The following is a 14,644-nucleotide window of genomic DNA, read 5'->3' on the forward strand; positions in this document are numbered from 1 at the left end:
CGGGTCATGGTGCACCAGCCCTCGGGCGGCTTCCGCGGCACGGCCTCGGACATCGAGCGCCACGCCGAGGACATCATCGCCACCAAGCGTCGCCTGAACGAAATCTATGTCCACCACACCGGTCGGACCTATGAAGAAGTCGAGCGCACCCTGGATCGCGACCACTTCATGACGGCCGAGGAAGCCAAGGCCTGGGGCATCGTGGACCACGTCTACGACAAGCGCACCCAGGCCGACGACGATGGCGTGAAGACGGTCTGAGCCTGAAGTTCAGGTTCTGAGATGAGCGAGGCGGGGTCCGGCGACGGGCTCCGCCTCGAATCGTTTCAGGACGCGTGCTATCAGGCGCTCATGCAATACACGCGCGATTCCAAAGGCACCGTCGAAGTCGGCGGCGACATCTATGAGTGGGAGATCCGCCGCCAGCCCCAACCCAAGTCGGGCGGGCAGTGGGAGGGGATGGCCGTCACCCTGTGCCTGGTCGACTTCAAGCGCGAAGCCATCATCCAGTTCCCGCCGCCGCTGCGCCCCAACGGCCGGCCGGACGTCGAGAAGCAGCGGGTCAATGTCGATGCGGTTCGCAACGCCGTGTCCTCGGCGATGGAGGCCGGGTGGAACCCGACTTCGCGCGGCAAGCCCATGGTCTTCGACGTGGACGCCGACGGCCATTGAGCTTGGGGCTCAGGGACGGCCGGTGAAGACGCGGAAGCCTTTTTCCGCGGCGATGGAGATCATTTCGGTGTCGCCCGAGGTGTCGCCATAGGCGGCGGCCAGCGACATGTCGTCGCCATAGGCGACGCGCAGACGGCGCACCTTTTCCGCGCCGCGGCAGTTTTCGCCCGCAAAGGCGCCGGTGACGCGGTCATGGGCGTCGAACACCAATTGGGTCCCCAGCAGACCCTCTGCCCCCAGGCGACGGGCGAAGGGGGCGACGGTCGTTTCAGGCGAGGCGGTGACGATGACGCGGTGCGCGCCCTTGTCGCCCCAGGCCTTCCAGCAGGCGAGGGCGTCGGGGCGCATGAAGCGGTCCCAGACCTGATCGGCATAGCGTTCGGCCTCGGCCTCCAGCGTCTGACGCTCCACGCCCAGCAGGAATTCGCGCACGGAGGCGGCCTTGATCCGCCCCCGGTCGCGGTCGCCCACATAGGCGGCCAGGGCCGGCGCCATCTTGGCCAGGCCGATGGCCCAGCCCGCCGCGCCGGCCCGCCAGCGCAGGAAGGCGGTGAAGCTGTCGCGAATCGTCAGGGTGCCGTCGAAGTCGAAAGCGACGATCGGACGGCTCCCCATGGGGGACTGGCGAAACGATTGTGCGGCGCCCATGTCAGACATTAGCCGTGATCCCCATAGAAACTGTCCTGTCCGTCCCTGTTCGCGCATTGTCGTGTCGCAACAGGGTTGTGGCGGAACGTGTGATGGGTGATTGTCTTTTTTTGAAGACCTTCGTGCATAGATTCACGGATCAATGACGAGGTAAGCGCCTTCCGTCCCATGTCGGGCCGGATCGCGGGAGTGAGAAGGGTCTATGACCAAAGCCGCCGGCACAGACGCCAAAAGCACGCTCTACTGCTCGTTCTGCGGCAAGAGCCAGCACGAGGTCCGCAAACTGATTGCGGGACCGACCGTGTTCATCTGCGATGAATGCGTCGAACTGTGCATGGATATCATCCGCGAAGAGCACAAGATCGCGTTCAAGACGACCAAGGATGGCGTTCCGACTCCGAAGGAGATTCGCGACGTCCTGGACGACTATGTGATCGGCCAGAGCCACGCCAAGAAGGTGCTGAGCGTCGCCGTCCACAACCACTACAAGCGCCTGAACCACGCGACCAAGAACAATGACGTCGAGCTGGCCAAGTCGAACATCATGCTGATCGGGCCGACCGGCTCGGGCAAGACGCTGCTGGCTCAGACGCTGGCGCGCATCATCGACGTGCCGTTCACCATGGCCGACGCCACGACCCTGACCGAAGCCGGTTATGTGGGCGAGGATGTCGAGAACATCATCCTGAAGCTGCTTCAGGCGTCGGACTACAACGTCGAGCGGGCCCAGCGCGGCATCGTCTACATCGACGAAATCGACAAGATTTCGCGCAAGTCGGACAATCCGTCGATCACCCGCGACGTGTCGGGCGAGGGCGTGCAGCAGGCCCTGCTGAAGATCATGGAAGGCACCGTCGCCTCCGTGCCTCCGCAAGGCGGCCGCAAGCATCCGCAGCAGGAGTTCCTGCAGGTGGACACCGCCAACATCCTCTTCATCGTCGGCGGCGCCTTCGCCGGCCTTGAAAAGGTGATCTCGGCGCGCGGGGCAGGGGCCTCGATCGGCTTCGGCGCCAAGGTCAAGGAAATCGACGAACGCCGCACGGGCGACATCCTCAAGGGCGTCGAGCCGGACGATCTGATGCGCTTCGGCCTGATCCCCGAGTTCATCGGCCGTCTGCCGGTTCTGGCGACGCTGGAAGACCTGGACGAGGCGGCGCTGGTCACGATCCTGACCGAGCCCAAGAACGCCCTGGTCAAGCAGTACAAGCGCCTGTTCGAGATGGAGAACGTGACGCTGACCTTCACCGACGACGCCCTGTCGGCGGTGGCCAAGAAGGCGATCACCCGCAAGACCGGCGCCCGCGGCCTGCGTTCCATCCTGGAAGGCATCCTGCTGGAGACCATGTTCGAACTGCCGACCTTCGAAGGCGTCGAGGAAGTCGTGGTCAACGCCGAGGTGATCGAAGGCCGCGCCCAGCCGCTGCTCATCTATTCGGAAAGCTCCAAGAAGAAGGCCGAAGGCGCCGCCTGATCAGGCGATGCTCAGTCGGCAGGGGGGGGCGGCGCCGGCGACGGCCCCGCCCCTTTTTCCATTCCGAGGGGCCGACTTGCGGCCTCAGCGCCACAGACCTGTCCCGGACAGGATCGTCTCGCAACCCGTCCACGAAGCATGATCCGTCCCCAAGGCTGGTCAGCGCCGAACAGGTCGTCCACCGTGGCCGCTGAACAACGCTTCTGTGGGCCATCCGACCGCCACGCTTGAACCCGGCGTCCCACGAACCACATACTCACACGAAAGCCGCTGGAATCGGCGGGTCGTCTTGAGGAGCCTCGGCATTCGCGCCGAGGCGTTTCAGGGCGGCGGGCTGGAGATCTCCGAAGGCCCTGGAAAGTACGCATCATGACCGAGAGCAAAATCCTCCCCGTCCTGCCGCTGAGAGACATCGTCGTCTTTCCGCACATGGTCGTGCCGCTGTTCGTAGGACGCGAGAAGTCCGTGCGGGCGCTGGACGAAATCATGAAGGGCGACAAGCAGATCCTGCTCGCCACTCAGAAGAATTCCGTCGATGACGACCCGGCGGCGGACGCCATCTATCAGACCGGCGTCCTGGCGACCGTCCTGCAACTGCTGAAGCTGCCCGACGGCACCGTGAAGGTGCTGGTCGAAGGCAAGGGCCGCGCCCACCTGACGCGCTTCACCGACCGCGAGGAATACTACGAGGCCGAGGCCGTCGAGATCGCCGACGAGGAAGGCGACGCCTCGCAGAGCGAAGCCCTGCTGCGCGCCGTGATCGAACAGTTTGAAAACTACGTGAAGCTGAACAAGAAGGTCCCGCCCGAGGCCCTCAGCTCCATCCCGCAGATCAGCGATCCGTCCAAGCTGGCGGACAGCGTGGCCGCCCACCTGTCGGTCAAGATCGCCGACAAGCAGGGCCTGCTGGAAACCATCGCCGTGCCGGCACGCCTGGAGAAGGTCTATGGCCTGATGGAGGGCGAGATCAGCGTCCTTCAGGTCGAGAAGAAGATCCGCTCGCGCGTGAAGCGCCAAATGGAGAAGACCCAGCGCGAGTACTATCTGAACGAGCAGATGAAGGCGATCCAGCGCGAATTGGGTGAGACCGACGACACGCGCGACGAACTGCTGGAACTCGAAAAGCGCATCCGCAAGACCAAGCTGTCCAAGGAAGCGCGCGCCAAGGCCGAGGCGGAGCTGAAGAAGCTGCGCAACATGTCGCCCATGTCTGCGGAATCGACCGTGGTGCGCAACTACCTCGACTGGCTGCTGTCGATCCCGTGGGGCAAGGCCAAGACCAAGCCCATCGACCTGCAGAAGGCCGAGGACATCCTTGAGGAGGATCACTATGGCCTCGAGAAGGTCAAGGAACGGATCATCGAGTATCTGGCCGTCCAGGCGCGCACCGGCAGCCTGAAGGGCCCGATCCTGTGCCTGGTCGGCCCTCCCGGCGTCGGCAAGACCTCGCTGGCCCAGTCCATCGCCAAGGCGACCGGGCGTGAATATGTCCGCATGTCGCTGGGCGGCGTGCGCGACGAGGCCGAGATCCGCGGCCACCGCCGGACCTATATCGGCTCCATGCCCGGCAAGATCATCCAGTCGATGAAGAAGGCGAAGACGACCAACGCCTTCGTCCTGCTGGACGAAATCGACAAGCTAGGCGCCGACTGGCGCGGCGACCCGTCCTCGGCTCTGCTGGAGGTGCTGGACCCCGCACAGAACTCGACCTTCGGCGACCACTACCTCGAGGTCGACTACGACCTGTCGCAGGTCATGTTCGTCACCACGGCCAACAGCCTCAACATGCCTCAACCCCTGATGGACCGGATGGAGATCATCCGGGTCAGCGGCTACACCGAGGATGAGAAGGTCGAGATCGCCAAGCGCCATGTCCTGCCCAAGCAGCTCAAGGACCACGGTCTGAGGGAAGGCGAACTGATCGTCCCGGAAGAGACGATCCGCGACCTGATCCGCTACTACACCCGTGAAGCCGGCGTGCGGTCGCTGGAACGCGCCCTGGGCGGTCTGGCCCGCAAGGCCGTGCGTGAGATGGCCAAGACAAAGGCCGTCTCTATCACCGTCGACGCGGCCAAGCTGGCCGAATACGCTGGAGTGAAGAAGTTCCGCTACGGTGAGACGGACGCCGAGGATCAGGTCGGCATCGTCACCGGCCTGGCCTGGACCGAGTTCGGCGGTGACATCCTGACCATTGAGGCGATCAAGATGCCGGGCCGCGGCCGCATGACCGTGACCGGCAACCTGAAGGAGGTCATGAAGGAGTCCATCTCCGCCGCCGCCTCCTACGTCCGCAGCCGCGCCCTTAGCTTCGGCGTCAAGCCGCCGGTGTTCGAGAAGACCGACATCCATGTCCACGTGCCGGACGGCGCGACGCCCAAGGACGGCCCCTCGGCCGGCGTGGCCATGACGGTGGCCATGGTCTCGGTCCTGACTGGCATCCCGATCCGCAAGGACATCGCCATGACCGGCGAGATCACCCTGCGCGGTCGGGTCACGGCCATCGGCGGCCTGAAGGAGAAGCTGCTGGCGGCCCTGCGCTCCGGCGTGAAGACGGTGCTGATCCCTCAGGAGAACGAGAAGGACCTGGAGGACGTGCCGGAAAACGTGAAGTCGGCGCTGGAGATCATCCCGATCTCGACCGCTGACGAGGCGCTGAAGTGGGCCCTGACGGGCACGCTGACCCCGGTGGAGTGGGACGAGGCGGCCGAGCCTCTGCTGCCCGCGCCGCAGGCGACGCCGAGCCAGGACGGAACCGCCGTCAGCCACTAGGCTGACGACCATCCAGACGATCAAGCGCGCGGCCCGGGGCGACCCGGGTCGCGTTGCTTTTGACGACCGCCTCAGGAAGGATTTAAGTGCGCCCCGGGAAATATGCTGGGGAGCAGAACCAATGACCAAGACAGAGTTGATCGGCGTCATGGCCGAGGCGGCGGGCATCAGCCGGGACCAGGCCAGGCTGGCGCTGGAAGCCTTTACTGACAATGTGACCGCTTCGCTGACGCGCGGCCGGGACGTGCGTCTGGTCGGTTTCGGCAGCTTCATCGCCGTCGACCGCAAGGCCGGAACCGCCCGCAATCCGCAAACCGGCGAGACCATCGCCCGCCCGGCGTCGCGCACCGCCCGCTTCCGGGTTGGGGAAGGATTGAAAAGCGCCTTGAACGGCTGAGCGGAGACAGGCATGAAGCGCGCCTGACGCACAACGTCATGAGGGCGGCTAGCTCAGCTGGTCAGAGCATCTCGATTACACCGAGAGGGTCGGCGGTTCGAACCCGTCGCCGCCTACCAAATTTTCATAGTAAAATCAGCATATTATACCGATTTTGGCGAGTCAGATTGTTCCGGGTTCGGAGTAATTTGGGTCAAGGGGGGCAATAGGGGGGCAGTTTCTGCGGATTTCGCTGAAATGTCCTGAACCGGTTTGGAGCCCTAAGGCGTGTTCTGAGCCGAGGCGATCATCCGAGTTTGATCAAGTTCTCGCATGCGCGCGCTTCGGTGACCTGGCGCGCCGCTCTAGGCAGGACTTTATGAGGCTGCGTCGCCATACCCACATTGCGCAATCCGCAGTTCGGGTAGTTTGGTGTTGCAAATCGCTCGCAATTGCATTTAAGCGCGGGGCTTCTTCAGGAGTCTCCGATGTCCTTCCCCTCGACCGCCCCGTCGCCGCGCCGATCCTATAGCCTTGTCGCAGCCTTGCTGGCAGGGACGGCCCTCGCATCGACAGCCGCCGCCCAGACGGCGCGGCAGGAGTCGGCGGTCAGCACGGTCGATGAGGTGGTGGTGACGGCGGCTCGGACGATCCTGCCTGCCAGCGCCCTGCCGATGACGGTGGATGTCATCGATCGCAAGGCCCTGGCGGAACAGGTGGCCATCAGCGGCTCGGTGATCGATGCGGTTGCGACCCTGTCTCCGTCTTTTTCGCCGACGCGACAGAAGCTGACCGGCTCGGGCGAGAGCCTGCGCGGCCGGTCGCCGCTTTTCGCCATCAACGGCATTCCGCAATCTACGCCGATCCGCGACGGTTCGCGGGACGGCTATACGATTGACCCCTTCTTCATCGACCGGGTGGAGCTGATCTACGGCTCCAACGCCCTGCAAGGCATTGGGGCCACTGGCGGGGTGGTCAATCAGGTGACGGTCGGGGCGCCGACCGAGGATGGCCTGACCGGTCGGATGCTGGCCCAGGTCTCGAGTTCGGGTGGGCCGGAAGGCGACGGGATCGGGGCCAAGCTGGGCGGTCTGGCTGCCTATCGCCAGGGCGATTTCGACGGCGTATTCGGCGTGGCCTACGACCAGCGCGGCGCCTTCTACGACGCCAACGGGCGCCGGGTCGGCGTCGATAACACCCAGGGCGAGGTGCAGGATTCCAAGGCCCTGTCCTTCTTCGGCCGCTTCGGCTGGGACCTGACGGACACGGTTCGCCTCGATCTGCTCGCCAATCGCTTCGAGCTGAAGGGCGACGGCGACTATGTGGTCGTGGCGGGCGATCGCCTCATCGGTCGTCCGGCCAGCAGCATGCGCGGGCAGGTTCAGGGCGAACCCGCCGCCAACCGGGTCGAGACCGTCTCGGCCTCGCTGACCGACAGCGACCTTTGGGGCGGCGACTTCAACGCCCAGGTCTTTTTCAACCGCACGCGCGACACCTTCGGCGGCGACCGCTCCGCGACCTTCCAGGACGCGAGCATCGCCCCCATCGGGACCCTGTTCGATCAGTCGTCGAACCGCTCGCGCAAGCTGGGCGCGCGGGCCAGCTTTGAGCGGGCGGTGCCGGGCGTGCCGGGGCTGACGGCGACCCTGGGTCTGGACGCCATGAAGGACCGCACCGAGCAGTTGATGATCGCCACCAATCGCGCCTGGGTGCCGCCGACCGAGTTCCAGAGCGTCGCCCCCTTCGTTCAGGCCAACATGCGCCTGTTCGACGGCAAGGTGCGCCTGGCCGGCGGCGTGCGTCAGGAGAATGTCGAACTGTCGATCGACGACTTCACCACCCTGGCCTCCTACGGCTCGCGCCGGGTCACGGGCGGCAAGCCCAAGTTCGAGGCGACCCTGGTCAACGGCGGCGTGGTCTATGAACCGCTGGACGGCGTGCGCGCCTACGTCAGCTACGCCGAGGGCTACACCGTGCCCGACGTCGGACGCATCCTGCGCTCCATCAACGTCGATGGGGTCAAGGTCGAAAGCTTCCTCGACATCAGTCCAGTCGTCTCGGACAATCAGGAGATCGGGCTGGAGGTGAAGCGTGGTCCGTTCGAAGCCGGGGCGACCTACTTCTGGTCCTCTTCGGACCTGGGTCAGTTCCTCGTTCGCAACGCCGACGGCGTCTATGACGTCCAGCGCCAGGCGGTCGAGATCGAGGGCCTGGAGCTGAACCTGCGCGCGCGTACGCCGATCGAGGGACTGACGGTTTCGACCGGCTACGCCCGCCTGCGCGGTCAGACCGACACCAACGACGACGGCCGGGTGGACCGCGATCTGGACGGGGCCAACATCTCGCCGGACCGCATCAACGCCGCCGCCGTCTACGCCAACGGCCCGCTGTCGGCGCGTCTGCAGGTCCAGGCCTATCTGGCGCGGGACTTCGAAGGCGGCGACGTGCGCAACAACTTCGAAGGCTACACCGTGGCCGACGCCTATCTGCGCTACGACTTCGCCATTGGCGGCGTGTCGCTGGCGGTCCAGAACCTCTTCAACGAGGACTATGTGACCTACAGCTCCGACACCAGCAATCCGACCGACAACCTGCGCTATTTCGCCGGCCGGGGCCGCTCCTTCACCCTCGGATGGGACCGTCGCTTCTGATGCGTCTGGTCCGACTGGCGCATCGCTGGACCGGGGGGCTGATCGGCCTGCTGCTGTTCGTCCTGGGGCTGACCGGAACCGTTCTGGTGTTCAAGGACGACTGGCTGCGCGCCGTCGTGCCTCACGCCGCCGAGGCGCGGGTTTCGGACCCGAAGATCATCGGGGCGGCGCTGGATCGGGCGTTCGCGTCGTCGGACCGACCGCGTTCGGTCGTCCTGGCGACTGACCGGCTGGGCGTTCACCGCCTGAACTACGAAGACAAGACGCGCGGCGCTTATGTCGCCCAGTCGGGACAGGTCGTGGCGCGCTGGTACAGCCTGTGGGCGCGGCCCGAACTGTGGGTGTTCGACCTGCACCACTATCTGCTGATCGGCGACACGGGAAAGACCATCGCCGGGATCGCGGGATTAGCGGGGCTGGGTTTCGTCATTACCGGGGTGATCCTGTGGTGGCCGACGCGGCGGACCTTCGTATTCGCGGTCCTGCCCAGGACCTGGAAGCGGCCGGGGATCGTCAAACACCATCGAGACATGGGGGTGTGGAGCGCGCCGGTGCTGGCCGTCGTGCTGGCGACGGGAGCGATTGTGGCGCTGTCGCCCCTGTATGACGGCCTGGCCAAGGCCCTGTCGCCGCGCGTGGATCTGGAAGCGGCCATGGCCCAGCCGAAGCATGAGGGAGGGCCGCTATCCGCCGATCTGGACTGGTCGGCCATGATGACCGCGGCGCAAGGCCGTTTCCCCGACGCCGAGCTGCGCATCGTCTCCCTGCCGACCAAGCCGGGCGGTCTCATCGGCCTGCGGATGCGGCGGGCGGCGGAATGGCTGCCCAACGGCCGGACCCAGGTCTGGTTTGATCCCTCCGACGGGCGGATCCTCGGGACGCGCGACGCCCTGGCCCTGCCTCTGGGCCTGCGGGTGGTCAACGCCCAGTACCCGATCCACGCGGCCAAGGTCGGGGGCCTGGCCTACAGGCTCGTCGTCGCGATCGCGGGTGTGGCGCTGACCCTTCTGGGCTCTCTGGCCGTCGTGACCTTCTGGTCCAATCCGAGCGGGCTTCCGAAGCGGCGACGCCCAAGAGCGCGGCCTGTCCAAGATGTTGGAGCGGGTAGAGCTTCGCCAGACTGAGACGGGCGGGGAGGGGCGCGCGCCAGAAGGCGACGCTTGGCCAGGCCGTTTCTCTCGTCCCTCAGGCGGCCTTCGGTCCGCAGCACGACTTTTGTCGCGTCTGCGCCAGGTCTTCCAGGATCGCGCAATTCGGACTGGGGCCGCTGACGCAGGCGGCGTCGCAGTCGCTCACGAGCTTCGACAAGTCCGCTTCGAGCGCCTTGAGTTCAGCGAGCTTCGTCTGGACGACGTTCAGATTCTGGCGGGCGAGGTCGCGCGCATCGAGGCAGGAATGGTCGCCGCCGTTCTCGAGCAGATCGATCAGGCTGCGGACCTGCTCGATCGGGAACCCGAGTTCCCGGCATCGACGGATGAAGGTCAGTCGCTGGAGATCGGCGTCGCCATAGGTGCGATGACCTCCGTCACGGCGCTCGGCCCGGCGTACCAGCCCGATTTGTTCGTAGTAGCGGATCGTCGGCGGGGTCGCGCCGCTGCGCTTGGCGAGGGCGCCGATCGAAAGCTCGCGGTCCATTTGGGTCCTCAACGAATAGGGCTTGAACCTCAAGTTACTTTAAGTCCTACAAACCGTCCAACGGATCGGCGCGCTGCGCCCAGTTCGAACTCTGCGGGTCGCTCGACCCTGGCTCAAACCTGTGGATGCTGTTGATCATGACGTCTCTCAATCCCAGTTCGCCGCTCAAGGCCGATCAGGCCAAGGGAGGCGTGGACCAGAAGGCGGTCGGCGTCGGCTCCATCGTGGCGACCTCAGGGGCGGTCGTCGCCTGTGCGGCCTGCTGCGTCGTGCCGCTGGCCCTGCCTATCATCGCCCTGGCGGGTTTCGGCGGCGTCCTGGCCTGGCTGTCCGGCGCCCATGTCTGGATCACCGCCGTCGCCGTGATGATCGTGGTCGCCGCCTGGGCCTGGCTGGCGTGGCGCACCTTCAACCGCCGCCTGCGACCGGCAAGGTCCACCCTCATCATGATGATGATTGCGACGGGTCTGCTGGCGCTCGCCCTGCTGTGGCCGCGTATAGAACCGGCCCTGCTGCAGGCTCTGCGATGAGCGGCCGCTTCAGGCCGCGATGGGCGGTTCTCGGTCTGGCCGGCGCCTGTGCGGTCTGCTGCGCCGTGCCGGCTGCCGTACTTTTGATCGGCGGAGCGACCCTGGGCGGTCTCGGGCTGGCGCTGGGCCGGAACTGGGACGCCGTCGTCTGCGGGGGACTGGTCGTCATTCTTCTCGGGGCGGCCGCCGCCCTGTATCGCCCCCGTCGGGCCGAGCCCGCATGCCGCATCGACGGCTCTTGCGGTTGTAAAGAAAGCCCTGAGGCGCCCGGCAAATGAGCGCGACCATCCTGCTCCAATCCACGCTGACCTGTCCGCATTGCGGTCATGTCGCGACCGAAACCATGCCCACTGACGCCTGCATCTGGTTCTACGACTGCCTCGGTTGCGGCGAGAAGCTGAAGCCCTTGCCCGGCGACTGCTGCGTCTTCTGTTCCTACGCCGACGTGCCCTGTCCGCCGATCCAGGAGGATGGCAAGGGCTGTTGCGGCTAGGGATCGGTCAGCGACAGGGGCAATCCCACGGCGACGACCCTCAGAAGGCGAGGGCGCCGGCCAGACCGGCCAGGACCAGGGTGACGGGTATCGCCAGTTGCGCCCGCCAGCGGTAGGCGGCGACCAGGGCGGCGCCGAAGATCGCCAGGGCCAGAGGCCAGTAGGGAGCCGTGTCGACCAGAGAAGCCCCCAGCTGAAGGACGGTGGCGACGATCAGTCCCACGACGGCGGCGGCGACGCCGTCCAGCAGGGCGTGCAGCGACCTGTTCTCGAGAACCAGCTCCAGGCGATCATAGAAGATGAGGGAGAAGCTGAAGGCCGGAAGGAAGATGCCCGCCGTCAGCGCCAGCGCGCCCGGAAAACCGCCGCCGGCATAGCCGACGAAGGTTCCGAAGATGATGAGGGGCGCCGGGATCACCTGGGCCAGGGCGACGCCGTCGAGGAACTGGCCGACGCTGATCCAGCCGCCTCTCGCGGCGTCGGCGCGCATGACGGGGATGGCGGTGTAGGCGCCGCCGAAGGTCAGCAGTCCCGCCTTCAGACCTGTGAAGAAGAGGGCGGCGACGGACGCGCTCATCGGCCTGACGCCCGCCGCCGTGACAAGGGGGGCGCTGTGGTCGTTGAGTCCGTAGCGCACCGCCAGCCCGATCGAGAGCGTCAGGATGAAGAGCGCGGCCGCTGCCAGGCGGCGGCCGCTTTGGGCCAGGGCATAGGCCAGGCCCGCCGCCGGCAGGATCAGCCAGAAGCTCACGCCCAGCAGCGAGGCCGCGCAACTGGCGGCGCCGATGAGCCAGAGGCTGCGGTCGACCATGACGTGCCGGCCGATCCGGTGGGCGGCCCGTACGATCACGGCCAGGACGGCGATCTGGACCCCGATGAAGGCGCTGGTCATCCAGCCCGACTTCACGCCGATCGAGAAATAGAGCCAGGCCAGTCCCAGCATCAGCACGAAGCCGGGCAGCATGAAGCCGAGCCCGGCGAGGACGCCGCCGATCCGGCCTCTCGCCCTCATGCCCAGGTGGACGCAGAGCTCGTGCGCCTCGGGCCCAGGCAGGACCTGAAGGACGGCGAGCAGCCGGTTGAAGCGCTCGCTCGACATCCACCGGCCTTCGTCGATCAGCCTGTGTCGGATCATGGCGATCTGCGCGACCGGACCGCCAAACGCCAGGACGCCGAAACGCAGGAACTGCAGGAAGAGGGCGCCGTAACTCAGATGCGGAGGGCGAAGCTCGCCAGGGCCGTCGGACGTCATCGGGACACAGCCAATCTCCTGGGGGCCTTCACCACAGCGGCGGCATTATGGCTTCTTTCGCAGGGCAGCACCCTTTCAAAACTCGTCTCGTCAGACCGTTCGACATGCGGATTACACCGAAGGACGGCTCATGGCGCTAAGCCGACCTGATCGCGATGGCGGACAGGTCGTTGGCTGCATCAATGGGCGTGCCTGACGCCTTCCGCTCGGAATAGCGGTCCACCAACTGGCCGGCGTGGGCGCGGGTCAGGACGGTGAAGCGCACCAGCTCCTCCATCACGTCGACGATGCGGTCATAGTAGCTGGACGGCTTCATGCGGCCATTGTCGTCGAATTCCATGAAGGCCTTGGCCACGCTGGACTGGTTGGGGATGGTGATCATCCGCATCCAGCGGCCCAGCAGGCGCAGGGTGTTGACGGCGTTGAAACTCTGCGAGCCGCCGGACACCTGCATGACCGCCAGGGTGCGACCCTGGGTCGGGCGCATGCCGCCCATGTTCAGCGGCAGGTGGTCGATCTGAAGCTTCATGATCCCGGAAATCTGGCCGTGGCGCTCGGGGCTGCTCCAGACCATGCCTTCGGACCACAGGGCGTGTTCGCGCAGTTCGTGGACGGCGGGATGGTCGTCGTAGTCGACCTGATCCGTCAGAGGCAGGTCGGAGGGATCGAAGATGCGCGTCTCACAACCCATGAAGCGCAGAAGGCGCGCGGCCTCCTCGACGCACAGGCGGGAAAAGGACCGATCCCGCAGCGACCCGTAGAGCAGCAGGATGCGGGGCGGATGATCGTTCGGGCCGAGGCCCAGGGCGGGGCGGCTGGACAGGTAGGTAGGGTCCAGCGCGGGCATGTGGTCGGGATCGGGCAGGGCGCGAAGGCGGGTCATTGGGGACGCAACTCCTTGAACATGAAAGCCGCCGAGGCCGGGCACAGGGCGCTGAACTGCCTGGAGGCGGCCATGGCGGTCGGCGCGGCTGATCGAGGCAAGGCGGTGTAGCCGTGCCGCTGGAAGAAGGCGGTCGCCGAGGTCGTGAGCAGGTAGAGGCCGGACGCATTCTGCTCGGCCGCCTCGGTTTCCAGCCAGGACAGGGTTGCAGAGCCGTGGCCTTCGCCGCGACGGCTGTCGATGACGACCATGGAGCGGATCAGGACGTCGGGACCGACCTGCTCCAGCCCGCCGTAGCCGATCAGCCCGGCGTCATCCTCGAAGCGGTAGAAGCGTCGACCGGGCTCATGGAGGTCATCCGTCGGCAGGCCGGCAGCCTCCAGCGAAGCGATCAGGTCGGGCGTGGGCTCGGACAAGGCCTCGACGTTGAAGGACATCAGCAGAGGTCCTTCTTCGGGGCGGTCGCGGGGAAGTAGCGGCGGCCCAGCCAAAGGGCGACCGAGATCAGCAGGATCAGCACCGGCACCTCGACCAGCGGGCCTATGACGGCGGCGAAAGCCACCGGCGAGGCCAGCCCGAAGGCGGCGATGGCGACGGCGATCGCCAGTTCAAAATTATTGGAGGCGGCGGTGAAGGCCAGGGCCGTCGTGCGCGGATAGTCCGCCTCGATCAGCCGCCCCATCAGGAAGCTGACCACGAACATGACGAAGAAGTAGATCGTCAGCGGGACGGCGATGCGCAGGGCGTCCAGCGGCAGAGCGACCACCTCGCCGCCTTTCAGGCTGAACATGGCGACGATGGTGAACAGCAGGGCGATCAGGGTGATCGGCGCGATGCGCGGCAGGAAGCGCGTCTCGTACCAGTCGTTTCCCTTCCTCGCGACCAGGGTGCGCCGGGTCAGGAAGCCTCCAAGAAAGGGCAGCCCCAGATAGACCAGAACGGCGCCGGCGATGGTCCAGACGCTGACATCGACCACGCTGCTCTCCAGCCCAAACAGGGGCGGCAGCACGGTCAGAAACAGCCAGGCGTAGAGGCTGAAGAAGGCGATCTGGAAGATCGAGTTGAAGGCGACCAGGCCCGCCACATACTGGTTGTCGCCGCGCGCCAACTGGTTCCAGACCAGCACCATGGCGATGCAGCGGGCCAGGCCGATCAGGATGACTCCGGTCATGTATTCCGGTTGGTCGCGCAGGAAGATGACCGCCAGGGCGAACATCAGCACCGGTCCCAGCACCCAGTTCTGGAACAGGGACAGCAGCAGCAC

The 14,644-nt window shown here is 66.0% G+C and carries 15 protein-coding genes and 1 tRNA gene; 10 read left to right on the forward strand and 6 right to left on the reverse strand.

The window, feature by feature from the left end:
- Both VGE49_RS00070 and VGE49_RS00075 read left to right on the forward strand, forming a co-directional pair.
- Nucleotides 1–261: ATP-dependent Clp protease proteolytic subunit (locus VGE49_RS00070; RefSeq protein ID WP_331032553.1), on the forward strand; the 261-nt coding region annotated here is incomplete at its 5' end.
- 90 nt (nucleotides 262–351) lie between these two features.
- Complete coding sequence (locus VGE49_RS00075; RefSeq protein WP_331032554.1) at nucleotides 352–672, forward strand: hypothetical protein; 321 nt, start codon at nucleotides 352–354, stop codon at nucleotides 670–672.
- 9 nt (nucleotides 673–681) lie between these two features.
- Here the strand turns inward: VGE49_RS00075 and VGE49_RS00080 are convergent, their stop codons facing one another.
- On the reverse strand, nucleotides 682–1,287 hold the full coding sequence (locus VGE49_RS00080; protein WP_331032555.1) for an HAD-IB family hydrolase: 606 nt from the start codon (nucleotides 1,285–1,287) through the stop codon (nucleotides 682–684).
- 235 nt (nucleotides 1,288–1,522) lie between these two features.
- Between VGE49_RS00080 and clpX the strand changes: the two genes are divergently transcribed.
- The 6 genes from clpX to VGE49_RS00110 all read left to right on the forward strand — a co-directional run bounded on the left by clpX (nucleotide 1,523) and on the right by VGE49_RS00110 (nucleotide 9,711).
- Nucleotides 1,523–2,791, forward strand: a complete 1,269-nt coding sequence (gene clpX / locus VGE49_RS00085; protein WP_292037519.1) for an ATP-dependent Clp protease ATP-binding subunit ClpX — start codon at nucleotides 1,523–1,525, stop codon at nucleotides 2,789–2,791.
- A 369-nt stretch (nucleotides 2,792–3,160) separates the two neighbouring features.
- On the forward strand, nucleotides 3,161–5,560 hold the full coding sequence (lon, locus tag VGE49_RS00090; protein ID WP_331032556.1) for an endopeptidase La: 2,400 nt from the start codon (nucleotides 3,161–3,163) through the stop codon (nucleotides 5,558–5,560).
- A gap of 121 nt (nucleotides 5,561–5,681) precedes the next feature.
- Nucleotides 5,682–5,957 (forward strand): HU family DNA-binding protein, encoded by a 276-nt coding sequence (locus tag VGE49_RS00095; protein ID WP_331032557.1) that lies wholly within the window; start codon nucleotides 5,682–5,684, stop codon nucleotides 5,955–5,957.
- A 42-nt stretch (nucleotides 5,958–5,999) separates the two neighbouring features.
- A tRNA-Val gene (locus VGE49_RS00100) sits at nucleotides 6,000–6,076 on the forward strand.
- A gap of 348 nt (nucleotides 6,077–6,424) precedes the next feature.
- Nucleotides 6,425–8,587 (forward strand): TonB-dependent receptor, encoded by a 2,163-nt coding sequence (locus VGE49_RS00105; RefSeq protein WP_331032558.1) that lies wholly within the window; start codon nucleotides 6,425–6,427, stop codon nucleotides 8,585–8,587.
- Nucleotides 8,569–9,711 carry a PepSY-associated TM helix domain-containing protein gene (locus tag VGE49_RS00110; protein WP_331032559.1) on the forward strand — a complete coding sequence of 381 codons (1,143 nt, stop codon included), beginning with the start codon at nucleotides 8,569–8,571 and terminating at the stop codon, nucleotides 9,709–9,711. Before VGE49_RS00105 ends, VGE49_RS00110 begins: the two co-directional genes overlap by 19 nt.
- 61 nt (nucleotides 9,712–9,772) lie before the next feature.
- On the opposite strand, the gene VGE49_RS00115 is transcribed toward VGE49_RS00110, so the two are convergent.
- On the reverse strand, nucleotides 9,773–10,222 hold the full coding sequence (locus VGE49_RS00115; protein WP_331032560.1) for a MerR family transcriptional regulator: 450 nt from the start codon (nucleotides 10,220–10,222) through the stop codon (nucleotides 9,773–9,775).
- A gap of 137 nt (nucleotides 10,223–10,359) precedes the next feature.
- Between VGE49_RS00115 and VGE49_RS00120 the strand changes: the two genes are divergently transcribed.
- Both VGE49_RS00120 and VGE49_RS00125 read left to right on the forward strand, forming a co-directional pair.
- Entirely contained in the window at nucleotides 10,360–10,752 is a 393-nt protein-coding gene (locus VGE49_RS00120) for a hypothetical protein (protein WP_331032561.1), read from the forward strand.
- Nucleotides 10,753–11,026: 274 nt separating this feature from the next.
- A complete protein-coding gene (locus VGE49_RS00125; RefSeq protein WP_331032562.1) occupies nucleotides 11,027–11,245 on the forward strand; it encodes a GDCCVxC domain-containing (seleno)protein in 219 nt (72 codons plus the stop codon).
- 40 nt (nucleotides 11,246–11,285) lie between these two features.
- Here VGE49_RS00125 and chrA read toward each other — a convergent pair whose 3' ends face one another.
- The 4 genes from chrA to arsB all read right to left on the reverse strand — a co-directional run.
- Nucleotides 11,286–12,497 carry a chromate efflux transporter gene (gene chrA / locus VGE49_RS00130; protein ID WP_331032563.1) on the reverse strand — a complete coding sequence of 404 codons (1,212 nt, stop codon included), beginning with the start codon at nucleotides 12,495–12,497 and terminating at the stop codon, nucleotides 11,286–11,288.
- A gap of 136 nt (nucleotides 12,498–12,633) precedes the next feature.
- A complete protein-coding gene (gene arsH, locus VGE49_RS00135; RefSeq protein WP_331032564.1) occupies nucleotides 12,634–13,380 on the reverse strand; it encodes an arsenical resistance protein ArsH in 747 nt (248 codons plus the stop codon).
- Nucleotides 13,377–13,817 carry an arsenic resistance N-acetyltransferase ArsN2 gene (gene arsN2 / locus VGE49_RS00140; protein ID WP_331032565.1) on the reverse strand — a complete coding sequence of 147 codons (441 nt, stop codon included), beginning with the start codon at nucleotides 13,815–13,817 and terminating at the stop codon, nucleotides 13,377–13,379. The genes arsH and arsN2 overlap by 4 nt, the downstream gene beginning before the upstream one ends.
- Nucleotides 13,817–14,644 (reverse strand): ACR3 family arsenite efflux transporter (arsB, locus tag VGE49_RS00145; protein WP_331032566.1); only part of this gene is annotated, 828 nt, incomplete at its 5' end. The genes arsB and arsN2, both read right to left, overlap by 1 nt.

It is taken from the genome of Brevundimonas sp., assembly GCF_036405315.1.
In the GTDB taxonomy this organism is placed as follows: domain Bacteria; phylum Pseudomonadota; class Alphaproteobacteria; order Caulobacterales; family Caulobacteraceae; genus Brevundimonas.

Bases quoted from the DNA above. Each gene is read 5' to 3' on its own strand.
- VGE49_RS00075 (WP_331032554.1), top strand. From the start codon at position 352: ATGCAATACACGCGCGATTCCAAAGGCACCGTCGAAGTCGGCGGCGAC.
- VGE49_RS00080 (WP_331032555.1), bottom strand. From the start codon at position 1,287: ATGGGGAGCCGTCCGATCGTCGCTTTCGACTTCGACGGCACCCTGACG.
- clpX (WP_292037519.1), top strand. From the start codon at position 1,523: ATGACCAAAGCCGCCGGCACAGACGCCAAAAGCACGCTCTACTGCTCG.
- lon (WP_331032556.1), top strand. From the start codon at position 3,161: ATGACCGAGAGCAAAATCCTCCCCGTCCTGCCGCTGAGAGACATCGTC.
- VGE49_RS00095 (WP_331032557.1), top strand. From the start codon at position 5,682: ATGACCAAGACAGAGTTGATCGGCGTCATGGCCGAGGCGGCGGGCATC.
- VGE49_RS00105 (WP_331032558.1), top strand. From the start codon at position 6,425: ATGTCCTTCCCCTCGACCGCCCCGTCGCCGCGCCGATCCTATAGCCTT.
- VGE49_RS00110 (WP_331032559.1), top strand. From the start codon at position 8,569: ATGGGACCGTCGCTTCTGATGCGTCTGGTCCGACTGGCGCATCGCTGG.
- VGE49_RS00115 (WP_331032560.1), bottom strand. From the start codon at position 10,222: ATGGACCGCGAGCTTTCGATCGGCGCCCTCGCCAAGCGCAGCGGCGCG.
- VGE49_RS00120 (WP_331032561.1), top strand. From the start codon at position 10,360: ATGACGTCTCTCAATCCCAGTTCGCCGCTCAAGGCCGATCAGGCCAAG.
- VGE49_RS00125 (WP_331032562.1), top strand. From the start codon at position 11,027: ATGAGCGCGACCATCCTGCTCCAATCCACGCTGACCTGTCCGCATTGC.
- chrA (WP_331032563.1), bottom strand. From the start codon at position 12,497: ATGACGTCCGACGGCCCTGGCGAGCTTCGCCCTCCGCATCTGAGTTAC.
- arsH (WP_331032564.1), bottom strand. From the start codon at position 13,380: ATGACCCGCCTTCGCGCCCTGCCCGATCCCGACCACATGCCCGCGCTG.
- arsN2 (WP_331032565.1), bottom strand. From the start codon at position 13,817: ATGTCCTTCAACGTCGAGGCCTTGTCCGAGCCCACGCCCGACCTGATC.